We start from the raw sequence: 20,856 nt of genomic DNA, 5'->3' as shown, positions 1-20,856 counted from the left end.
TATACTCGACGGACACTGTTGGCGACACTCGGGGCAGCGGGAGTCACGAGTGTCGATGGCTGTCTCTCGTCAGGTGAGAGTCGCTTTCGATTGAGTGCGTATCCGACAGAGGATCCGTACGAGGCATTCCTACTGACAGATCCAGCGGGACACCGAGCCCAGTTCGCTATCGATTACTCTGACGAGTACAAGCGTGCCGTCTACGCCGAACTGATTGCGAGTGGCTCGGTTACGGTGCTGAACTACCAGTTAGCCCACGAGTACGAGTTCGGCTCCGAGAAACGGGAACGTCCTCTGTTCGCTACGGACGGCGACCGGTACTACCGAATCCACGTCGAGACGGTTCGCACTGTCGAACGAGACTGGTGGGAATTCTACCTCGACTTGCAGGATGCGGAGCAGGGCGACAGTACTGATCCGGTAACAGTACCGGTCACGTCACTGTCAGATCGTGACCAGCAGATACTCCAGCAGGCGATGGAAGCCGCAGCGGCGGATCGAGACCCGGCGATCGATGACGGTGATCAGAAGCCTGGTTCACGCGGCGTCACGTATCACCACCACCTCGATACCGAAGCAAGCGATCTCGTCCCATCGCCGCCGTTCGAGTATCTACAACACAACGACCATCTGTTCCAAGCCCGAGCCAAACAGGATACCATTCCAGTCACCGAACGGACGTTCACAGCCGAGCAGATCAGCGAATCACGGTCTGAATACGAGCAATACGTCCGCGACACCGTTCTCGAAATCGACTTTTCCACAGTCTCGCTCTCAAGCGAGGCGACGGACGTACTCGACACGGCAACAGACGGACGACCAGTCTCGGGATTCTATGAAGAGTTGCCACCAATGTCGGGCGGGCTCGACACAGTCCTCACACAGCTCAACGCCGCCGACCACGTACAGGAACACAGCGAGTATACAGAATATACAACGTTTCCGAATATGTACGCAATCTACGACGGAAGTTGGTACGAATTCGAGTTAGCTGTCTATCTCTGAGTGACAATACATCGATTTTATAGAGATCCTCACCGGCTGATAGCTCTTGATCTGGTTGAAGCCGTTACAAGAGAAGCGATTACGCTTCAGTGCTGATCGGAAGGTTGTATGAGTGTACCAACAAATTAATGAGAATTCTAACACAACGGAATCTCATGGAGTATAATGGTCCCTCCACGGAAGATCCCCTCCCTCAACTGAATCTCTGGCAGTGGCTCAGTGTGGTACTGAGCCCGTTTCTTCTCACGGTTCTCGTACTCACGGTCGTGTTTACAGTAACTGGCGGCACATCGCCGATCCCGCAGCTATCAACCGGAATCTACTCACTGCTAAGCGTTTTCGTCGTTGTGCTGCTTCTACGGCGGCTTTCGGTGACGATCCAGACAGAGTTGTTTCCGATCCGCCCACCGACGCGTGTAGAGATGGCTGTCACAGTCGCTGCCGTATTAGTGACAATACTGGTGTTTGACCCGGTAGCTACACTCGTAACGAATGTCTTCGGCAGCGGTAACGGAACCGCTGATTCGTTCGACTCTTCGCTCGGCGCAGCTATCTTTATTATCAGTTCCGTTGTCATTGCGCCAGTCGTTGAGGAGTTCCTGTTCCGTGGTGTAGCCCTCAACACGCTTCGATCAAGGTACAGTATGGCAGTAGCTATCGTCGGTTCCAGCATCCTATTTGGGGGGATCCATCTCCTAAGCGGGGGGCTCTCAGGAGTCACTTCGGCGACGTTATCCGGACTTGTTTACGCCGGAATGCGTATCGAGTTTGAAAACCTTACAGGGGTAATCATTGCTCATGCGCTCAACAATCTTTACTGGGTGCTGGTGATCGGAGAAATAATTCCGAACGTCGTCCCGGGATAACGCGACACTATTACAATCCCGACTATTCAACCAAACTATCTGTCTGCGCTTCGGCCCGGACTCTTCAGTTGGAACCCGGATAAAGTAGCGAGAGTTGCCGTGAGCGGTATTGCGGTCTTCGTCGCAGTTCGAGTCACTGATCGATTACTCATCGGACTCGGAGTAGCAGTTGCGCTGGCTATGATGCTGGACATACCGCGGTGGCTGTACGACCGATACACACAGTCGGAAAAGTGATTCACACGCACGCTTCAGAGAACCAATCTGACTCAGCTTCGATCACCGAATGCGGCTGTCAGCGTCCGGATTTGACCCCACCCATTAGATCGAAGGGCTCTGGTGAATCGCCAGACAGCGTTTGATTTCACGGCTCTGTTGAAATCCTATTCTTCAGACAAATTCTTACCTGAAACAGCCGGTTGATGAGAGCTGCGAGTTGAACGGCGAAGAGAATATACACAAGAGAATAGAATTCGCTCAACAGGTAGACAAGATATGAATGAAGATTTATTTGTTCGTGTAGTCGGCGGAATTGGGACGATAGCGATTCTACTCGTTGCGGTTACTGCAGGCGCTTTATTGGGAAATAATCCTGATGAGATGTTTGCTTGGTCAATGATTAGTGCAGTCACACTCTCAACAGGTGCGGTTATAATCATTTACCGTTTCAAAGACAAAATAGATTCTATATAGTGAGCAATCGAGAGTATGTACTGAGCGATTGGGGGGTGTGAAACTGTCAACATCTGAGGATTTCAACAAAGCCGATTTCACTATTTCACGGCTCCCTTGATGTTGTAGACCGCACACATCAAAACGATCTCACGAAATTCGCGGTCCCACGCTCGGGCACGCACCGCGTGGCCGAGCGTTCGCTTGATCGTCGAGAAGGCGGTCTCAGACAGTGCTCTTTGGCCGTACAGAGACCCATCGATGCGCGAGTTATGCGCGCAATCGATGGGTCTGAATTCGCTGTGCTTGATCAGCGGTCTCACGTCTTCTTCGCGTAATTTCTCGCGTAATCGCTGCCAATCGTAGCTTTTGTCGGCGGCGAGGCTGGCAATCTCGCCCGCGTTGCGGAGGGCGAGTTGCCAGCCGATCTGCGTATCGTGGCGCTTCTCGGTCGTACAGTGAACGTCGAGGACAGCTTGCGTTTTTGTATCAACGAGCGCAGTCTTTTTTCACCGTCTGAACGCGGTAGTTCGTCCGGCGACAGTAGTGCCTGCTGGCGGTTTCGCGGTCGAAGAACGTCGCGTCCATCGCGGCGTGATCGCTGGTATCGTACCTGCGCCGAGAGGCGCAGCAGTACTCGCCAGATCTCCATCTCTAACCTATCAAACGCCTTTACTAGCGTTGAGTGATGCGGGAGATCGCTCGCTTCAAGGCCGATCTCGGCCAAAATATGCGGCATCTCGCTCAGCAGATCAAGCGCCTCACGGTAGGATTTCTCTAGGTAAATCCGGAGACTGTGGAGCGAAACGACGGCGTAGTCGGCGAAGCCCCCACCCCCTTCGGGGGCGGCGGCTTCGCCTCGGCCACCAACAGCATTTTTAGCTAACCGTACCGCTTTGCTCGTGAAGCGGGAATTTTTCGACATAGGAATCGACGATTTCCCGCTTCACTTCCTTTGATTTGACGACACATCTCGCCGCCTTACAGCGATTCACCAGAGTCGATGGAAGGCCTTCACTTCGAGGCCGGTGGACATCGATCTGTCTCTGCTTCGAGTTTCCGACTTTGTTAATAAAGTCGGAAACTCGAAACGGCTAAGCGGCACAATTAGAGCTACAAGCTACTTAAAAAGATGAGCGAGTCAGCGAATTCGGAAACTCAAAGCAGGCAAGCCCGAGTCTGGCTTACGCCCGAGTAGCTGGTTTCACGCAGTCGAAGTAGCATTACTATATCTTGGCAACGAATGACACTATGGCAGCCCCAAGGAGAAGGTTGGGTTTCGGGAGCAGTTGAGGGCTCGCCGCTCCCTACTCATTAATGAGGTGGCTCGTAGCGTCGATCGGACCGCTGCTGGCGAACGGTAGGCGGTTTTGTGTTCGGTGTTGGACTTCTACCCAACGCTTATACTGTTGGCCGGTGTCCCAACAGGTGAGAGATGGCCCAGGAACCGCTGTTCCAGTACACACACGTCGAGGCCGGTCTCGTCGAGAACGTCGTGCTTCGGCCGACCGACGACATCGAGACGTATCCCTCAGGCTGGAAATACACGCTCCATCTGGGCACTCTCGACGACCTCACACTCGTCCGGTACGACAACTCCCACGAAGACACGAAAGGCCACGAACACCACACCGCAGCCGGCGACCTCGACGATGTCGAGTTCCCCGGAATGGAGGACCGGCTTGTCGAGTTCTGGGCGAGCGCAGACGAGTACTGGGACGCCGTCGGCGGCGACCCGCCCCGGCCGCACTGACCGAATACCAACACACGATACCCCGACCATGACCACACTCCACATCACCGTCGGCGACCGAGAACAGCTCCGTGAGGACGCACTCCAGTTCGTCCAAGACGTTGAGGCCGACAATCTCGACGATCAGGATGGAAAGGCAACACTTCAGTTCGGCACCTACGACGACTTCGTCGACAGTCTCACGCCGCTGCGCCTTGAGCTCATCCGGGCGATCGCAGAAGAGGCGCCCGAGAGTATGCGCGAGGCAGCGCGTCTCGTCGAGCGTGACGTGTCCGACGTCCACTCGGACCTGAAGCAGCTGGAAGTACTGGGCATCCTCACGCTCGAAGCGGGCGGGCCCAGCGGTGCGATTCAACCCGTCGTTCCGTTCGACCGCATCGAGGTCCACATTGACTACCCGCTCATCGATAGCGGCGACGCCGATGGTACTCCCGCTAGCGCGTAGTCACCACGCACCGCTCTCGGAGTGTGCTATGGACTCTCGTGCGATGGCTACTCACGACCTATAGTCACGCTGCTGTCCCGGAACAGTACTTTCGCCCCGCTCGCCCGAACTATAAGTCACAGAGTCTCAAATTTTGAAGAGAGGGAGCACCGCTGGGCCGGTTTCAACAACCGGATCCGCTCCAAAATAGTGTCACACGCTCCCTCTCCCCTCGAAGTAGCCCGTGAACTCGTGAGAATGACTCCTGATGACCTAGAGACGGTCCGTGGCGACTGCTCGTTCTGTGGCGAGACAGTCACGAGTCGGCACGCAATCATCCACTATGAGACCGCTGGCGGCGACACGGGCGTGTGGGCCGAATGCCCTAGCTGTGGCGAGATCGTTGACCCCACCGATGCTCAGTAAACAGATGTTCCAAGTCCAGCAGCTGAGATTAATTGAAGAAATTGTCTTCTATTATTGGAGCTGTTATTCTCTACATAACCTAGACCGATATGATCCATAATAAACATAATATTTTGATTTATAAAGAAACTACCGGCGGACTTCCGCTGCGGTCTAGAATCTTGAACAACCACTCAAACACCAGCATCGGATTCAGCAGAGCCCCTATTTTTCACATTCCTCGATAGTAGCAAGCACGAAGGGCAGAACTTGGAGAGGATGAATCAGATCCCTGACTAGATGATGAGACGAGGGCATTAATGCTTGTATGTCATCTGAACTGCTGTGTTGAATAGATGTTGAGTCACGGTTACAGCGGCTCACACAGTGGTTCTATGTTAGTGATGGCGAACAGCAAGCGATTCCACATCAGTTAATGTCGTTACTTTCAGCGTCTGTATCGTCCGTCCTGCCCGCTGGCGAAAGTACGAAGACGCACGTCGCCGGTCAAAGAATGTACTGTCGAGAGCAGCGTGGCCGGACTGCGGGTGCTGCTGCGCGGAAACGCGCAGCAGCGCCCGCCATACCCACATTTTCAGCCGATCAAATGACTTGTAGATCGTACTGTAGTCTGGGAGGTCGTCTCGGTCTAAGTCGAGAGCGTCACGCAGTTCAGCCATGTACTTCAGCCGATTCGGCGTTTCGTGGTAGCTGTGGCCATCTTCAAGCCGAAAACAGTGGAGGACGACGTGGACCCAGCGGGCGAACTCGCCGCTGGCGGGCTCGCCCGCGTGCTTCCCCAATGCTTGTTTGGCTAGGTCACGACACTGCTCAATGAAGTCGAGGATATTGATTTCCATACCAACTTCGATTTCCTCAGTTTCACCCTTCTAAACCGTCGATATCGGTAGATAAGATCGCTATTCAACACAGCAGTTTCTAGCGTTTCTAGCACTCTCAACGGATCACTGTCGTTCTAATCGAAGTTCTCGATAGGCCACTTCAGGACTTATCGCCAGCATCAAAGACGGCCGCAAAGTCCTCGAGAAGTTCCTGTGGTGATCGCTCATTACCACGAGACGGCAAGGGTGCTTTCCAACATTCGATCTCGAGCGTGTGCGCATTCGACACTGACTCTGGTTCGGTTGTCACATTGAAAATGCCGGTACGATAGATAGCCAGTAGTCGCTGCTCATGAACGTTGACGAAATCGATTCCGGCCCGGTCCAAGACTGTAGGAATATCGGTCGGCTCAGATAGCGAGATAGAGGCGCTTGGAGACGTCGAGTCCCTCATACGATGGCTTCGTCCATCACACCGATATCCATCACACCGATAAAATCAGCCTCGAGGAAGGTCCCGATATGGTATCTAGTCAATTCTCGTGGCCGGTCTGTCGTCCCCCAACGGGTACAGATGTGGGTATCGGCTACCCACCAGTTGAACGAGTATGTGAAAACAAAGGGAGTATCTACTGTGAGCGGACAACGGGAGATAATATCGGTAGCTCTCACACCCCGTATTCGATATGAAATCGGAGATTGGCGTAGTAGTAAGATAACTCTCACACACCGTCTTCGATATGAAATTGGTTCTTCCACAGAGAAAATTGCTCTAAATCTAATTTGTACGGTCTAATACGGCAGTATTAGTGTTTTGTTCAAGCATTTCATCTCGAAGAACCTGTGCTATTCCTCACGATGAAATCTCGTGGCCGGGCTCGCACACAGTGTTTTTGTATTTCATTTCGATGACGGAGTGTGTGGATGGGGACAATTTCCGGGCTAGATGGCTTCATATCGACAGAGGGGTGCTCACTTCGAAGAAGATCTACCGCGGCCAGGACTCCGAGGTGGGATTTCATTTCGAAGAAGGGGTGTCTGTCTTGGTGTCTGAGATTTCATATCGATGGAGGGGTCTTCACTTCGAAGTTGGTGTGTGATGATATGAAAGAGGCAGAAAATTCATTTCGACGGAGGGGTGTTCATATCGACACCGCCCCTTTCATTTCGACCCTACCCCCTTCATTTCGACAAAGGTTATTAGGGGTTAGATCACAATGACCACTATGGAAGGCGACGAGACCGACTCGGGGCAGCCAGATACCGATTCTAGTGGCTCACAAGAGTCCGGATCATCTGTCGTGGATAGCATCCTCGATGGCGACGTACAGACTGTTTTTGAAAACAAGGACCTCGTTGACTCGAGTACGATTGTCGATCAGGATCGGATCTACGGCCGGGACGAGCAACTCGCTGCCGAAGCTCGGGCGTTTCGGGACACTCTCGATGGTGAGCGACCGCCGGATCTGCTTTTGTACGGTCCCAGTGGAACAGGCAAGACCCTGACGGTGAAAGCCGTCGCGAACAAAGTCAAAGAACGAGCTCAGGAGAGCGGTATTGAGTTCGACTTTGTGGCAGTCAATTTCAAAACGATGGAGTCCCACACTCTCGACCGCGCTGTGTGGAAGCTAGGCCACCAGACGGCACGGAAAGCGGGCGTGGTTTGGGATGTCCCTCGGTCGGGTGTCTCGACCGATATGAAATACACCCGGCTCTACGAGATCGTCGACGATCACTTCGACTCACTCGTGTTCATTCTCGACGAGATCGACGCGCTGACCGGCAGTACGGGCGCAGACGAACCGGCGTACTCTCGGCTGCTCTATAGTTTGAGCCGAGTCATGTCGGAACAGCATGTTGATACGCAGCTGTCCACGGTGGTTGTCACGAACTACCCGAAGTTCCGCGAGAACCTTGACAGCCGGACTGACAGCTCCTACAATCCGAACGGGATTCATTTCTCGGATTACGACGCCAATGAGCTCATCGAAATTCTCGAACGACGTCGAGATGCGTTTAAAGACGACGCCCTCGAAGACGGGGTAATCGAGATCGTGGCTGCGTACGGTGCTCAAAACGAAGGTGACGCGCGTCGCGCGATCGATCTGCTCCGGGATGCTGGAGAGATCGCGAACCGGGCGGACGATCCGATGGTGACGCAGGACCACGTCAGATCGGCAAACGACTCTGTGGTGAAGAATCGGGTCCTTGAAATCGTTGGTGGGATGTCTGTCCAAAAGAAGCTGTCTCTGTACGCTGCCGCACTTGTCGCGAAAGAGAATGAGGGAGCGGCTCCGAGTCCTGTGGTGTACGACATCTACAAAATTCTCTGTGAGGGAAGCGACATGGAGATATACACACAAGAAACGGTCAACAGCCACATCAATAAGGCCGGAACGTACGGTGTTCTGGAAAGCGAACGGGTCAGTGGTGGATTCAAATCGGGTGTCCACTTGGTTTTCAAGTTCACCGAGCCCGTTGGGGCTGTTCTAGATACATTGAGTGAAGACGAGCGACTCCAAGAGATTCCTGCGAAAGAACTTGGGGAGGTCGTGAAGAGACGGTTGCGGGATTAGTAGTCCGGTCCGTACAGCCAGTTCCTACTCTTTATCAACCGGCTGTTTCAGATGTAGTGCGAAATAGTTCGAGACCCTCGTCATTGAGATATGACTCAATATCCTCAATTGGGTGCCCATCTCGGATGAACTGTTTGTAGTCCTCAAATGCGTCGTCGCGACCAGCGGGGAGGATCACGATTCCGGTCATGTCTGCTCTGTTGAATCCGATGACGGCACGAGGGCCAAGATCTCTAAATCGCACGTTTATCCCGCTCTTCGTCGTCGATGAATTGGATCGATCCACCCCCTGAGCTCGATCCTCTCGCTCTCTGCTAAGATTCCATCTCCGAATTCTCTCGGCAGCGGCTCTGAGCCGAGCATAGAATGATACAATCTCGACGCCTTCTGCGGATTTAACACAGCTGTCCAGACCGTACTCAGCTGGCTAGCAGTATGTCACGGATAGCCTCCCCGAGGGATTCTGCGAGTTTCGGTGGGACGGCGTTCCCGACCAACCGAAAGTTGTTGACCATGGATGCTTTGAATTTGAAGGTGTCGGGAAACGATTGGAGACGGGCGGCTTCACGAACGGTCAAGGAGCGTGCTTCGCGGGGGTGGATGAACATATGGCCGTCCTTCTCGAGGTGCGCGATAATCGTGGATGCGGGCTTCCTAGGATGCTGTTTCTTGTACTTGTCTGTGAAGACATCGTCCCGGTAAGGGTGGAGGTCCTGGCTGATGTCGCTGATATCCCAGCCAGCGCCTTCCCCGAGGAGCTTGTAGATGGAGAGGTCTAGCATATTGTGGCCGCGGCACGTATGGTTCGCGAGCTGTACTGTAGTCCAGTCCTCAACGTTGTCTCTATTCCGTGCCCACTCCTGATACGGCGTGATTGGCGGTAATCGATAGGAGTCCGCAGTCTTCGGTGGTGTAGTACCGTCCGGACTGACTGGTGGGAGGTCAAGTATCGCATCTCCGACCGTCACCCACGGCTTCCTGTCGCCCGGGGCTCCGACGGTCGTCTCCTCAGGAAGATACTTGTTCATGGTAGCCTGTGCCGATTGGGTGAACGCATCGGGCTGACGCCGAATGTTGAGTTTGGTTTCGGTGTCCCGGACCGGAGCGCGATGGGTGGCGCGAGCCTCAAGATCAGGATTCGGTTCGTCGAGTTGGTTCCCGATGATGAAGCATCGCTCACGGTGCTGTGGGACGCCGAAGTCAGCCGCATCAAGCTCATATACCGTTGTCTGGTAGCCAGCGTCAGCACTCTGGCGTTTAATCTCCTCGATGATGCTTTCCCGCTCGATACCAGCCGTTGACTGGAAGTCTGCGACGTTCTCCATCAGGAACACCTCGGGTTGGATGGTGTTGACAAACCGGAGGAAATCCTCGAAGAGATAATGCCGGGCGTCATTTGCCGGTGTCTGCCTATCAAGTGATCCGATCTTACTCCGGCCGATCTTCGAGAAGGTTGGACACGGCGGCCCACCAGCCACCAAGTCGATATCGTCCATCGTGATTGGCATCTCAGACGCTGTCAGGTCCCCAATATCTGCGATCGTGACTGGCGCTGTATGGTTCGCCTCATAGGTGGCTTCCACATCGGAATCGGAATCAACTGCCCACACGACATCGAACCCGGCCCATTCGAGGCCCGTGGAGAGACCGCCTGCTCCACAGAAGAGATCGATAGCGATTGGAGCTTCCGCCATACAATTAGTGCCACACTCTAGGAGGTTAAGAACACTACACTCCCTATCGCCCACCACCCGCAGCTGATTCCCCAGTTCTCAGCTACTGTGATCAAAGACTTCAGTCATCTGTCGCGTGTTCTGGCGATGACCGGTGTGGTGTCTCCGCTCTCGTTACTGGTGACTCAAGCAACGGTTTCAGCTGGGTGGCGAGCTGTTTGCCAAGGAGGGGTGGGATGGCGTTGCCTATCTGCCGAAACCAGCTTGTAAACGGACCGAGGAAGATGTAGTCATCAGGGAACGATTGTACCCGAGCGGCCTCCCGAGGCGTGATGCCGCGATTTCGCGCCGGATCTTGTAGCGCAGGGTTGTTGATAACGTATTCGTAGTAATCTGGGAGTACGAAGCTGTTCGAGTCTTTCGCAAGATGCGCGACAATGGTCGGCGCTGGTTCATCCCATTCGAGCATCCGGTACTTGTCTTTGAACCGTGGATTGTCCGCCGTGCCCACGTCATACTCGATGAGATCACTATAATCGCCATTTTTCGCATACTTCACCTCCCAGCCAGTCTCTCCCGGCTCCAAGGCCTCCTCGAACAGCGTCTGGTCCTTCTCCATCGGATGCTCACGAGCCCGGTGATTGAAACACAGACCGCTCGAGGACTCTAGATTTTTCTCGGTAACATATCGGCTTCTGACCCCCGGCCGCTGAGCGGTGACGACTCGACCGCCTTCACCGCGTCTGAGTTTCGGTAACCCAGATAACGCTTGCCGGAGCGTCCGCGTCGGTGTCTCTGTACCGCCAAGGAGGCTGTCGAACAGATTGGTGACATCATCGGTGTCGTCGACGAGGTCGTTACGGAGCCCGATGATGATTACGCGGTTGCGCTCTTGCGGGACTCCGAGTTCCGAGCAGTCAATAAGACGATAGGCGCACTTGTAGCCACCAGCGCTTGTGTTGATGGATTCCAAGGCCTCAATGACAAGGTCAGCGACCTTCACGCCGGTGTCCTTCACTTCGTTCACCATTCCCTCGACGTTCTCCAAAACCAGTAGCTTGGGATGGAGGGCTTCGACGAACTTGACATACTCTTTGTAGAGCGCAGTTCGGTCGTCGTCGAGGATACTATACCCATCATCATCCGCTAGTCGCGACCGATAGCCAGCTTGAGAGAGTGACTGACATGGGGGGCCGCCAACGAGGATATCTGGCTGACACTCTAAGCGGTCTAAGACACCGTCCGCGATGGCTGCGCGGATGTCCTCACAGATAACATCTCGATGCGGTATCTCTGGGTGGTTCAGTCGATAAGTGTCGGTCGCTGCTTCGTTGTTATCGAGCGCCCATTTGACTTGGTACCCAGCTTGGTCGAACCCAAGGGAGATGCCGCCGGCACCACAGAACAAATCGATCACCGTCGGGCCGGCTGCGGCTTCCGCATGCGTTTGTTCTCGCAGTCGATGGGTCAGGAGGAACTTGCGGATAGCACAGCTCTCGTTACAGGTATCAGTGTCGCCTTTGAGTGTATGCCCTGCGAGTGCCCGATGGAGCGCGCTGAGCTCTCGGCTCGTCATTAGGTCCTCTATATCGGTCCTGCGGTGGGCGGAGGTCTGGTGGTCGTGTGGATCGAGGAGGCCAAGCGAGCACAGGAGGGTGTCGATATGTGGGCTGGCGGGCCAAACGGGGCAATCGAAGGCAACGAGCAGCAACCACCACGCATCCGACTTCGAGATGCCTGGGAACGTAGCGAGTGTGTTGGCCAAGGTTTGGTACTGGGCGCCAGTGAAGTCGTTGAGGGTGATGCCTGTGGTCCGGTCACAGTCACGTACTGCCACGAGAAGGTCGTTCAGGCGGTCGACTCGCTCCTTGCTGACGCTTGGTCTGTTAGAGGCGTTATTGAGAGCAGTTTGGAGCTCGCTACCCGATAGCGCGGCGATATTATCCCACGAGTCGTGCCTGCGCCGGAGAGCTGCGATGAGGGCTCGATCCTCGTGGTCGTAGTATCGTTCTCCCGGAGTGCGGTCGGAACGAGCTATACAGACCGCGGCTACTGTGTCCAAAGGGTCCGTACTCCCTGATAATGGGTCTCCACATTCACATGCCGCCTCGTACTGACCTGCGCTGCTGGTTGTCGTGAGATTTGTGTATCGGCAAGGGTGCTTCTCGCTGTCAGACCGGCGTCGTGCTAATGCGATTGGGGTGGCGTGCGGGCAGCCGGCTGGTTTCGTCCAGTAGTGTGCTTCCTGCGCTGCAGTAAGTGTGTCGATGAGGAAATCGAGGTTCCGGGTGAGGAACTGCTTGTGGAGAGCCTGTTCTTCGGGGTCTGCCTCTTGGAGGATTCGTGGAGGGCTGGGTGGGTCCGAAGGGGAGGCCCGCTGCGACATACCTACATTTAGACTCATCCGACACATAAATCACCAGGATAGTGTTTCCGACAAACGCCTACTGAATCAACAGATAGCCCCAGCAAGAATTATTGTTCTGTCGGCGACAGGCATCCAATATGAATTGATTCCAAGAGAACCATGATTCTTAAAGACCAATCACAGGGGATGTGGAGAGCAATATGACAGTCCTAGTTATGCTGTGTATCGTGACGAGGCGGAGGGGAAAGCCTAACTTGTATCGCCGTGGGATTGTATTCAAAGCAGACTCGTGGCAGCCTGAATACATGGAAGCTTCTCGCACATTTGAACATGAAGAGTATGCTGATGGCCGCTTCAAGTCACACGAAAAGACAGAGGTTCTCCTCCAAGTGGAAACTGACCACGCTGAACTCGATATTTCTCATGAGGTTCGAGAATCTGAGGACAGAGATGTCACAGTAGCGTCAATCTCTGTGGAGAAGATTCCTGTGCGGGATATTCGATTCATTTGTGACCGGCTTGCCGAGTGGTGTGGTGGTCTACAAGAGGATTCACTAGAGTTTGACACCGGGTTTCTGACCGGGACGTATACCCGAGATGGTCAACAGTGGCCGATAGAAAGACTTCAATTCGTCGTCACACCTGAGGGCATCACGATTAAAGCCTCCGGGAGCCGGAACGACACGGCCCCACAGACGGTGGGAGAAGTCCATGTTCCACCACAGGGGCGTACTAATGATGACGCAGACAATTACCCGCGGCATATTCATTCCTTCAAATCGTTCCTTCAGACTGTACTGAGTTGTACACAGAACTATACGGACGATGATTGGCCACGACTCGATGGGGCTGGTGAGTTCACCGGCCCACTCGATTCGAGACTTGCGGATATGAGTCTTGAACGCTATCACGCTGGAGATCATGTTCAAGCGATCGCTGCTGGTGCGCAGGAACTTGAGCGCATTCTCAAACAACGGTTCCCCGAGTATGAAGATGATTCAGCTGCCAACCTGATGCCGAAGGTGTTCAAACCCGACGCCGGCAGTGACTCATTCCTGAAGTTTTCTACGGATAGCGACCAGCAGCAAGGAATTCAGTTTCTCTATCAAGGGCTCGTCGCTGCGTACCGGAACCCTCTCACACACACCCACCCTAGTGCGGACTCTGAAGAGTTTCCCAATGAGATATCACGCCGTCAGGCACGAGATGTTCTATACTATCTAGACCTCCTGTATCTGTTACTCGAAGAGGGCGAACCAGTATCTAGTGAGGAGTGAGTGAAGTCAGGTGTGTGTCCACTCGGTCGCATGTTCTGAGGTCAGCAATCGATTACAGATATCAGTATATGCCTCTACTGCTGGGCCACTGATGTGTACACCCAGCTCGAGGTACTTCGATAGTCCGTAATTGGTGACGTTCGCACTCCCAACATAGGCCTCGATGGAATCGACGAGAAGGAGCTTCGAATGGAGCGTGACCTTGGGTGTGGCTCCATCTTGCGTCCGATTATTTGCGGGGGTACCCTCATCCCAAGCGGTGTAATCGTATACTGAAAGCAGCTTAGTGTTGACGCCGGCGTCCCGCACTGCGGTCCAGAAATCGGTGACGATACCATGGTTGATTGCATCAATATCGTTAAGATAGCGCGTCACGATTACGATCTCCACGCCCTCTTCGAGTGCGTCCACAAGTGGGCCTCGAAGTCGATTTAGCCCGGTGCCTTCGAGGAACGGGGTGAGGATGATAATACGTTCGGAGGCACGCTTTATCATTCGCACCAACATCGGGAGCAACCACTCCATCCCGAGTTCGGACGGTGTGAAGTCGCTGAATGCGGCATCGTCAGGTACTGTAATGAGCGGTCGGACAGTCGTCTCTGTTGGCTGTCGCTGTTCGTATCGGGTGATGACTTGGTCGGCCTGACGTGCCTTACGAAAGACTTCTCGAAGAATAGGGGCATCGATATAATACTGAGATGTGTCTTGGGGGTGTTGTGTGGCACAATTCGCTCGTCGAAGTTGTAGGAGGATATCGTTCGCCGTCTGTGGGTTTATATCAGTAGCATCTGCTAACGAGGATACCGAGATAGCATCGTCTTGACTGGCGACGGTCAGTAACACCCCCTCGACCGCGTCTAGGTTGACGTCCAGTGCCGCCAATGCGAGCGTGACATCAAAGTGGTCAGACCCAGTCTCAGACATCACTAATCCTCGCAAGCGCCAGTCATTGCTTCGTGACCGACCAATACCCGGTGAGGTCGTGCGTGCTCCCCTGACGACTCCCGTACAGATACTCGCGGGAGAGTATTTGATTGAAATACGAACAACTGATTTCACTCACATGTAGGCAGGAGAGACAAGCACTGCCACGGTGTGAACACACCGGGTCGTACACGCAGTCGTTTCCGGTCGTCTCCGCCTGCCCCAGGAGCGTATCCAGCTGCTGTTCAACCATGGTGTTCATCCCGCCGATATTGAACTCATTACGATTGTTGGCATAGATGACAAACGAAAGGGTCCGCGGGAACAGGAATTCACTGAGATTCGTCCGATCGAACCCACTGATGGTACTCGCCTGCTTCAATAGCACATGACTCATAGTGTGTATGAGCGTGAACACAGCCCGAGTCAGATCTCCCGGAAGGCCGTCCTCAGTGTTCGTGTTGAAGCGTCCGAAATCTTCCACACGCGGTAGATGATTAAGGATGAAGGCATACTGTCCGATCAGTCCCAAGCTCCTCAATCTCCTCACGAGCTCTGTTGATGGAGTCCTTGGAGTCTGGGTCAACAGCTGGCAGGGTCACCGACCCATTTACGAGATCCTGCTCTGTCGCATCCGGGAAGTTACACGCAATCCAGAGCAAGACCTCCACCGGATCCAAGTCGAACTGTACGGCCTCAGTCTCCGCCGTATCAACGAAGATTGGTGTCTCATCGGCATCACTATCACTCGACGAGAACGACTGGATCCTCGCATTCTCCCGACTCCCTCTCGTGTACCCATACACGAACGTCTGGATCGGGAAATCCTCTATCACACGAGTGGCACTAAACCCGAGTCGGTCTAGGTCATCCTCGTACGCCGCGATACGGTCTGCTTTCGTCGGGAACTCGCGCTCCCGAGCATGCTTCGCCAGATCCTCGAGTGAGTGTGTGGTCAGCTCTTGATTCGCAAGCGTGTACTGGAGTACCTCATCGCCAGCAGCATCCAGCTCTGATCCCGACGCTCCAGTATCCAACGCGAGAAGCTCACCGATGCGGTGACTGAGAGTCTGACTGTTGATATCTCCGCTCTCACGGAGCTTCTGTTTCGCCCGCTCAAAACTGTCGACATCGTCATCCTCGATGAGAAGCGTCGCGGCTTGTTCCTCATCGATTTCGTCAGGATTTGTCTCGGTGTCGAGGTCAACGTCTGCAACTTGGGTCTCCGGCGAGACAAGGTCGAACAGCTTCGCGATACTCTTGTAGATTCCCTCCGGCGTGCTGCGAAGTTGCCCAAGGTTCGCCGTCCGCAGGTTTACTGTCGTCAGATAATGCGGATAGTACACGCTCCCGGCTCGATGCGACTGTCGTGTACATCCCGCCACCAGCGTCTCCGTCACCGTCTTCGGCTCCCCCATCGCCATCCTCTCCATGTGTGGTGTCTCCGTAGTTACAGTCACAGTTCTGATACCAGCTGAGACGGCCGTCCCAATCGCAGCCATCGACACCGCATTCCCATTTGAACTTGCTCGCCCTCTGACTCCCACGCATATTCAACTTGATATACTGGTCCCCATGTCCGTGCTGGCACTGTGGGACGTTCAGGCCGGTGATTGCGCCACACCGGTGGACGCTTACGAACTGATACTGGCGGAGGGGACCACCACACCGGTCACACTCGAGTTCCAGATTCGAGGATTCGAGGTTCTCGGGATCGTAGAACTCGTGTGCTTTCTGGCATGACTGACAGTAGAATGCTAGCGGGAACGGATCGGCGCGCACGCCTTCCGGGCGCCCGAAATGATAGAAGTCAGGCTGATACGTGTCGAATCCGAGAGCTCCTGCATCCCAATTGTCGACCCGGTGCCGGATACGATTCAGGATGTACTTCCGGTCAATCTCCCCACCGATACTAGATGTCTCAAGGTACTTCGACCGCCAGATACCACGGCCGTTACTGTAGTCGAAGGTGTTCCCGGGAAGGAACTGGAACATCACTTGCGTGCGGCTTCGTTCCATCGGCATCTTACCGACCTCCTTCGAAGGAGTCGAGGATATCCTTCGAACTGTACGTGGGACGGATGGGGAGTTGTTCGTCGATATCTCTGAGGCTTGTCATTACTGATTGCCGTAACCGGTCACTGGTCCACTTCTCATCATCAGTCAACTGGATACTCGATATTGCCTGATTCGTGAGGGCTTTCGCATCCGCCTCGAACTCTGTCGGCACCAACTCTCCACCATACATCTCACCGATAATCTCCTGAATTACTTCATCGTCGAGTGACTGTACAAGCTCTTCGGCCTCATTCCCGAAGTACAGCCGGCCATTGCCATCCTCGTACATGTAGTGGTTCAACAACAGGGACATGAACAGCCCTGGATGCGTTCGCCGAATACTGTTCTTCGCCCAGCGGTTGATAGCCACCGGCTCTACGAGCCTATCTAGGAACTGGTGGTACTTTTCGAAGAAGTGATAATGACTCTGGTCACGCTCCCGAATCGGATGAAACACATTGAATATTAATCCGGGGTACTGGCGGCCTGCCCGTGAACTAGATTGGATGTACTCCGCCGTCTGTCGCGGCATCCCGAAGAAAACCATCATATTGAACCGGTCAACGTCGACCCCGTGACTGATCATGCTCGTCGCCGTAATCGTGTTCACCCGGTATGAGAGAAGCCATGCCAAACCCGGTCTTAACAGAATCGGACACCCCAGTCAGTACATCCTGATAGTCTGATGCATCAACATCTTCATCTTCGTCGAGCGCGGCCGCAACCGTATCTCGCAGCGACAGAATCATGTCGATATCTGTCTCCGCGACGACGTTCTGATCGACAAGCTCGTTCAACAACCCCTCGTCAGTACTTGTATCCCACGGCGATTCGAGTTCATCGAGGATCTCTTGGACCGCCTCGAACTGCGTGCCGCCAGTCATCCGCTCGGGATTCAGCGACGGCCGACTCTCAGTCTGGAAGTAATTCGCCAGCTGGCTTTTGATACTCTGGTTCAACCGGTCACCATCCTTCCGCGATAACAGATACGTCAGACTCGTCGTATACCGCCCCAGCATCTGTAGCAACTCCGGCGTCGAATTGATATCCAACTCACCAGTGTTACTAGCAGGCTCCAATGCCTCCCCCGACAGCAACCTCTCAGGGGAGTGTACTGCTATCTCCAAGAGGTCTTGGACCGCACAATGATAGTGATACAGTAACTCCAGTATCGCGTTGATGTGCGTCTTGCCATGGGGCGTTATACCCATATAGTACCGCTGTAAGCTCGCCTCCTCTTGGGCGTAGAAGTTCTCACGCAGATACGGACCAGGCGCAGGGAATCGCTCTGCCCCTCGTAGGAACAGATGGTACACTTGATCCTCGTAGGACGTGATGGTCGCTGTCGGCGCGATAATCTTGGTCTTCCCAGCTCCCTCTATCTCTTGTAGCTCTTGGACCGCCGTCTCATAGTGCCCGTCAAAGCTTCCGACCGACTCCTCCAAGAGGTGTAACTCGTCCGGCACCTCGATGGAAGGGGCGGGGTCATACGGGTCCACAGGCGACTGCATATCTTTGAACTCCTGTCTCCCGAGGTCGCAACCGTACTTCTCAGTACATTCATCGAGACTCGAGAAGCCATGAATCGGGCACTCGCCATCTATCTTGCCCGTGATGAGATGCGCCATCTTCCGCTGATACCCGACGGCAGTAATCTTGTCAATCGTCCCCGCCAAGATGGTTGGCACATACCGATACAACTCATTGTCAACGATATGTACTGGCAGCTCGTCCTCAGCATACGGCGTGTGGCGGTCAACGTCTCGCTGCTGCCACTCGCATTCGAAGGAACTAGCCGTACATCGATGGACCAATCGAAGATCATCCGTGACGTCCATCTCAGTCGGTGCATCACAGACCGGGCATTTGGGAAGGACCTTGGTGTCCTGCAGTTGTTGTGGATTTGACTCCAGCTCCGCGGCCTTATCACTCCCATACCCGGAGAGCTGATTCGGCGTGTTCTTCTTCCCCACGAGGAAGCCAACACTGAAACACCGAGCAGGCCGCGACTCGATATCAGCTGTGTCTCGGCGAACTAGGTCGCCATACATCATCGTCTCTGCCATCCGCTGCATCTGTTCGCATCGACAGCAACCGTAAGGGGAAGCGCGTCCATGCGGTGACCCCGAAATCTTTCCCCTGAGCCGATCGAAGAACGCACTCCAGACCGCAACCCCGAGGAATGCTTCGGTCTTCCCACCGCCAGTCGGGAACCACAGTACGTCCACCACGTCCATGGCATCCTCGATATCGACCGGTGTCTCATCCTCGAGGTCATCTTCGGCCCGCCATTGCACGCCAGCAAACTCTTCATACTCCCGGCTGGCGATGTCCGGAATCTGCATCACGATGAACACCAGCTGGAATAACCGCCAGCTATCGAAGTCATCGCATCCGATTCATCGTCTCGTTCATCTGCTCGAATGCTAACCCGATTGAATCAGGATGTGTACGAAGGCACTCGATACCGCGTTCAAACCGACGAATTTCACGCGCAAACCGCGCCTTGTCTGCCTCGAACTCCTCTTCATCTCTCCCACTACGGTCATGTCGACCTTGATTCCAATCGTCTCGGTCTCGATACTCTTCCAAGGCCTCCGCATACCGGGTATCCTTGTACTCCTGCATCGCATCCGCAATCGATTCCAACAACTCGAAGCCACCCGCCTCGAGGTCGGTGAGCGTATCGAAGCGAGGGTCTGGACCTCTGTCCGCAGATTTGTACTTGAACTGCTGATGTTGGGGGATATACTCCGTCCGCAACTGTGTCGTTCGTGGTGTCTCTTCGGGAGTCCGTCGACCGGGTGGGCGGCCATTGCGGACTCGTTTATCATCTGGCGCAATGATGGTACAGTTCCGACCGTGACCCCAGAGATCGCGGTTGTAGCGGAAGTCTTCAGGTAGCGGGTCGAACGTGTAGGGCACGAATTCTCCACCATCACTCACCTCTAAGTCGAGTGTCACCTCGAAGAGGGTCGGGTCTCGAAGGGTTCTGAGATTATCTTCCGCGGTGATGTCCGCAGTATTGGTAAACTCAATGTCGACATCAAGGACACCATCTCTGGTGGTCTCCGCGGTGATATCGAGGCTGGCATCCCACTCAGGGAATGCTAGCTCGCCGTTCTGATTCTCGATGAATTCAGTGTAGGACTCTTCATCGGTCAGTGCGGAATCCGGAACGTCGGTCTCGGACATTGTGAAGACCGAGAAGTCGTTTGACTCCTTCGCGGTGGTGCGCACTGAACTGAAGGCTTCTTCGAGAGCGGCATTAGCCCTAGTTTGGACAATCTCAGGTGTTTCGTCTGGTTCCGATTCAAGCGCTGAGAGTGGGATATCGATTGGTGGAACATCGAGATCAAGTCGTTCAAAGACTTCGATGAGGTCTGGATTCTCGTCGTCCTCCGAGCTGTCTCTCTCTTCGCCGAGTGAGACGAATTCATCGCTATTTTCAAGTTCGTCGTAGGTGGGGTTCACGCGAACCCAGACTGCGCCTGAGATTTTCAATGAAAGAAGGCCCCCGTCGGCAGTGGCGAGGCGGACTGAAGCGCCGATTGCGTTGGGGTTCATCTTCGATTGGAGATCGTCATCGAAGTCACCAAAGTCGCCATCGCTCTGGGCGGCAAGGGCGCCGGCAAAGAACTGGTCTCGTGGGAAGTCCGTTCGGATTCGGTCACCTTTGGCGCCAGTTATCTGTTGGAGGACGCGGTGGCGAAGGTGGTGCGCGACGCGATCTTCGTCTGTCAGCGTCACTCCGTCAGGCACAGAGTAATGCCCTGATGCTGCCCGTTCAGCCATATTGTATTTGACACTGGAGGCAGGGAATAAGAGGTTTCCCCCTCATATCGGGCCAATAGTGCGCGCGGGAGTAGCCGCAGCTCATGTTGCCCACCATTGTGCGCGGGCGCAGATGCGGGAGACGGATGTTTATTCACAAACCATTATGTGACGGGGTCGGTTCAGGAAGAATATATCAACGGACGGCGGTTCTTTAGACCCCTAGCGTCGTCCGATTA

Annotated in this window: 18 protein-coding genes and 2 pseudogenes; 10 read left to right on the top strand and 10 right to left on the bottom strand. The window is 54.4% G+C overall.

Annotation, left to right across the window (positions count from 1 at the left end):
• Nucleotides 1-90: 90 nt before the first annotated feature.
• From ACODNG_RS16535 to ACODNG_RS16525, 3 genes are all read left to right on the top strand, one after another.
• On the top strand, nucleotides 91-1,005 hold the full coding sequence (locus ACODNG_RS16535) for a hypothetical protein (protein ID WP_434523213.1): 915 nt from the start codon (nucleotides 91-93) through the stop codon (nucleotides 1,003-1,005).
• A gap of 155 nt (nucleotides 1,006-1,160) precedes the next feature.
• Nucleotides 1,161-1,871, top strand: a complete 711-nt coding sequence (locus ACODNG_RS16530; protein WP_434523212.1) for a lysostaphin resistance A-like protein — start codon at nucleotides 1,161-1,163, stop codon at nucleotides 1,869-1,871.
• Nucleotides 1,872-2,366: 495 nt separating this feature from the next.
• A complete protein-coding gene (locus tag ACODNG_RS16525; protein WP_434523211.1) occupies nucleotides 2,367-2,564 on the top strand; it encodes a hypothetical protein in 198 nt (65 codons plus the stop codon).
• 80 nt (nucleotides 2,565-2,644) lie between these two features.
• On the opposite strand, the pseudogene ACODNG_RS16520 reads toward ACODNG_RS16525, so the two are convergent.
• A pseudogene (locus ACODNG_RS16520) lies at nucleotides 2,645-3,468 on the bottom strand (IS5 family transposase).
• A 510-nt stretch (nucleotides 3,469-3,978) separates the two neighbouring features.
• On the opposite strand from ACODNG_RS16520, the gene ACODNG_RS16515 reads away from it, so the two are divergent.
• Both ACODNG_RS16515 and ACODNG_RS16510 read left to right on the top strand, forming a co-directional pair.
• Nucleotides 3,979-4,296, top strand: coding sequence for a toxin-antitoxin system TumE family protein (locus ACODNG_RS16515; protein ID WP_050033092.1), 318 nt, complete (start codon nucleotides 3,979-3,981; stop codon nucleotides 4,294-4,296).
• Nucleotides 4,297-4,324: 28 nt separating this feature from the next.
• Nucleotides 4,325-4,741, top strand: coding sequence for a transcriptional regulator (locus ACODNG_RS16510; protein ID WP_434523210.1), 417 nt, complete (start codon nucleotides 4,325-4,327; stop codon nucleotides 4,739-4,741).
• A 794-nt stretch (nucleotides 4,742-5,535) separates the two neighbouring features.
• Here the strand turns inward: ACODNG_RS16510 and ACODNG_RS16505 are convergent.
• Nucleotides 5,536-5,985 (bottom strand): annotated as a pseudogene (locus ACODNG_RS16505) (IS5/IS1182 family transposase); the annotation flags it as partial.
• 902 nt (nucleotides 5,986-6,887) lie between these two features.
• On the opposite strand from ACODNG_RS16505, the gene ACODNG_RS16500 reads away from it, so the two are divergent.
• Nucleotides 6,888-7,067 carry a hypothetical protein gene (locus tag ACODNG_RS16500; protein ID WP_434523209.1) on the top strand — a complete coding sequence of 60 codons (180 nt, stop codon included), beginning with the start codon at nucleotides 6,888-6,890 and terminating at the stop codon, nucleotides 7,065-7,067.
• Between the two features lie 201 nt (nucleotides 7,068-7,268).
• Entirely contained in the window at nucleotides 7,269-8,543 is a 1,275-nt protein-coding gene (locus ACODNG_RS16495; protein ID WP_434523296.1) for a Cdc6/Cdc18 family protein, read from the top strand.
• Between the two features lie 419 nt (nucleotides 8,544-8,962).
• Here ACODNG_RS16495 and ACODNG_RS16490 read toward each other — a convergent pair whose 3' ends face one another.
• Both ACODNG_RS16490 and ACODNG_RS16485 read right to left on the bottom strand, forming a co-directional pair.
• The gene (locus tag ACODNG_RS16490; RefSeq protein ID WP_434523208.1) at nucleotides 8,963-10,237 is read right to left on the bottom strand and encodes a DNA cytosine methyltransferase; all 1,275 of its coding nucleotides are present in this window, start codon (nucleotides 10,235-10,237) and stop codon (nucleotides 8,963-8,965) included.
• A 100-nt stretch (nucleotides 10,238-10,337) separates the two neighbouring features.
• Complete coding sequence (locus ACODNG_RS16485; protein ID WP_434523207.1) at nucleotides 10,338-12,278, bottom strand: DNA cytosine methyltransferase; 1,941 nt, start codon at nucleotides 12,276-12,278, stop codon at nucleotides 10,338-10,340.
• Nucleotides 12,279-12,772: 494 nt separating this feature from the next.
• Between ACODNG_RS16485 and ACODNG_RS16480 the strand changes: the two genes are divergently transcribed.
• Nucleotides 12,773-13,861: a TIGR02391 family protein gene (locus ACODNG_RS16480; RefSeq protein WP_434523206.1), complete on the top strand. Its 1,089-nt coding sequence runs from the start codon at nucleotides 12,773-12,775 to the stop codon at nucleotides 13,859-13,861.
• Nucleotides 13,862-13,867: 6 nt separating this feature from the next.
• Here ACODNG_RS16480 and ACODNG_RS16475 read toward each other — a convergent pair whose 3' ends face one another.
• From ACODNG_RS16475 to ACODNG_RS16465, 3 genes are read right to left on the bottom strand one after another with little or no spacing between them, the layout of a single operon-like run.
• Nucleotides 13,868-14,785 carry a phospholipase D-like domain-containing protein gene (locus ACODNG_RS16475; RefSeq protein ID WP_434523205.1) on the bottom strand — a complete coding sequence of 306 codons (918 nt, stop codon included), beginning with the start codon at nucleotides 14,783-14,785 and terminating at the stop codon, nucleotides 13,868-13,870.
• A 22-nt stretch (nucleotides 14,786-14,807) separates the two neighbouring features.
• On the bottom strand, nucleotides 14,808-15,317 hold the full coding sequence (locus tag ACODNG_RS16470; protein ID WP_434523204.1) for a hypothetical protein: 510 nt from the start codon (nucleotides 15,315-15,317) through the stop codon (nucleotides 14,808-14,810).
• On the bottom strand, nucleotides 15,283-16,218 hold the full coding sequence (locus tag ACODNG_RS16465) for a hypothetical protein (RefSeq protein WP_434523203.1): 936 nt from the start codon (nucleotides 16,216-16,218) through the stop codon (nucleotides 15,283-15,285). The genes ACODNG_RS16470 and ACODNG_RS16465 overlap by 35 nt, the downstream gene beginning before the upstream one ends.
• On the opposite strand from ACODNG_RS16465, the gene ACODNG_RS16460 reads away from it, so the two are divergent.
• Nucleotides 16,217-16,528 carry a hypothetical protein gene (locus tag ACODNG_RS16460; protein WP_434523202.1) on the top strand — a complete coding sequence of 104 codons (312 nt, stop codon included), beginning with the start codon at nucleotides 16,217-16,219 and terminating at the stop codon, nucleotides 16,526-16,528. The genes ACODNG_RS16465 and ACODNG_RS16460 overlap by 2 nt on opposite strands.
• A 283-nt stretch (nucleotides 16,529-16,811) precedes the next feature.
• On the opposite strand, the gene ACODNG_RS16455 is transcribed toward ACODNG_RS16460, so the two are convergent.
• The 3 genes from ACODNG_RS16455 to ACODNG_RS16445 are packed head-to-tail and all read right to left on the bottom strand — an operon-like array spanning nucleotide 16,812 to nucleotide 20,410.
• The gene (locus tag ACODNG_RS16455; protein WP_434523201.1) at nucleotides 16,812-17,429 is read right to left on the bottom strand and encodes a hypothetical protein; all 618 of its coding nucleotides are present in this window, start codon (nucleotides 17,427-17,429) and stop codon (nucleotides 16,812-16,814) included.
• On the bottom strand, nucleotides 17,404-19,188 hold the full coding sequence (locus ACODNG_RS16450) for a hypothetical protein (protein ID WP_434523200.1): 1,785 nt from the start codon (nucleotides 19,186-19,188) through the stop codon (nucleotides 17,404-17,406). The genes ACODNG_RS16455 and ACODNG_RS16450 overlap by 26 nt, the downstream gene beginning before the upstream one ends.
• Nucleotides 19,189-19,228: 40 nt before the next feature.
• On the bottom strand, nucleotides 19,229-20,410 hold the full coding sequence (locus ACODNG_RS16445) for a hypothetical protein (protein WP_434523199.1): 1,182 nt from the start codon (nucleotides 20,408-20,410) through the stop codon (nucleotides 19,229-19,231).
• 6 nt (nucleotides 20,411-20,416) lie between these two features.
• On the opposite strand from ACODNG_RS16445, the gene ACODNG_RS16440 reads away from it, so the two are divergent.
• Nucleotides 20,417-20,620, top strand: coding sequence for a hypothetical protein (locus ACODNG_RS16440; protein WP_434523198.1), 204 nt, complete (start codon nucleotides 20,417-20,419; stop codon nucleotides 20,618-20,620).
• The last annotated feature ends 236 nt before the right edge of the window (nucleotides 20,621-20,856 follow it).

It is taken from the genome of Halorubrum sp. AS12 (assembly GCF_051122765.1).
GTDB classification, from domain to species: Archaea; Halobacteriota; Halobacteria; order Halobacteriales; family Haloferacaceae; genus Halorubrum; species Halorubrum trapanicum.
Note: the sequence above shows the minus strand (reverse complement) of the source record. Positions and strands in the feature narration are given on the sequence as shown.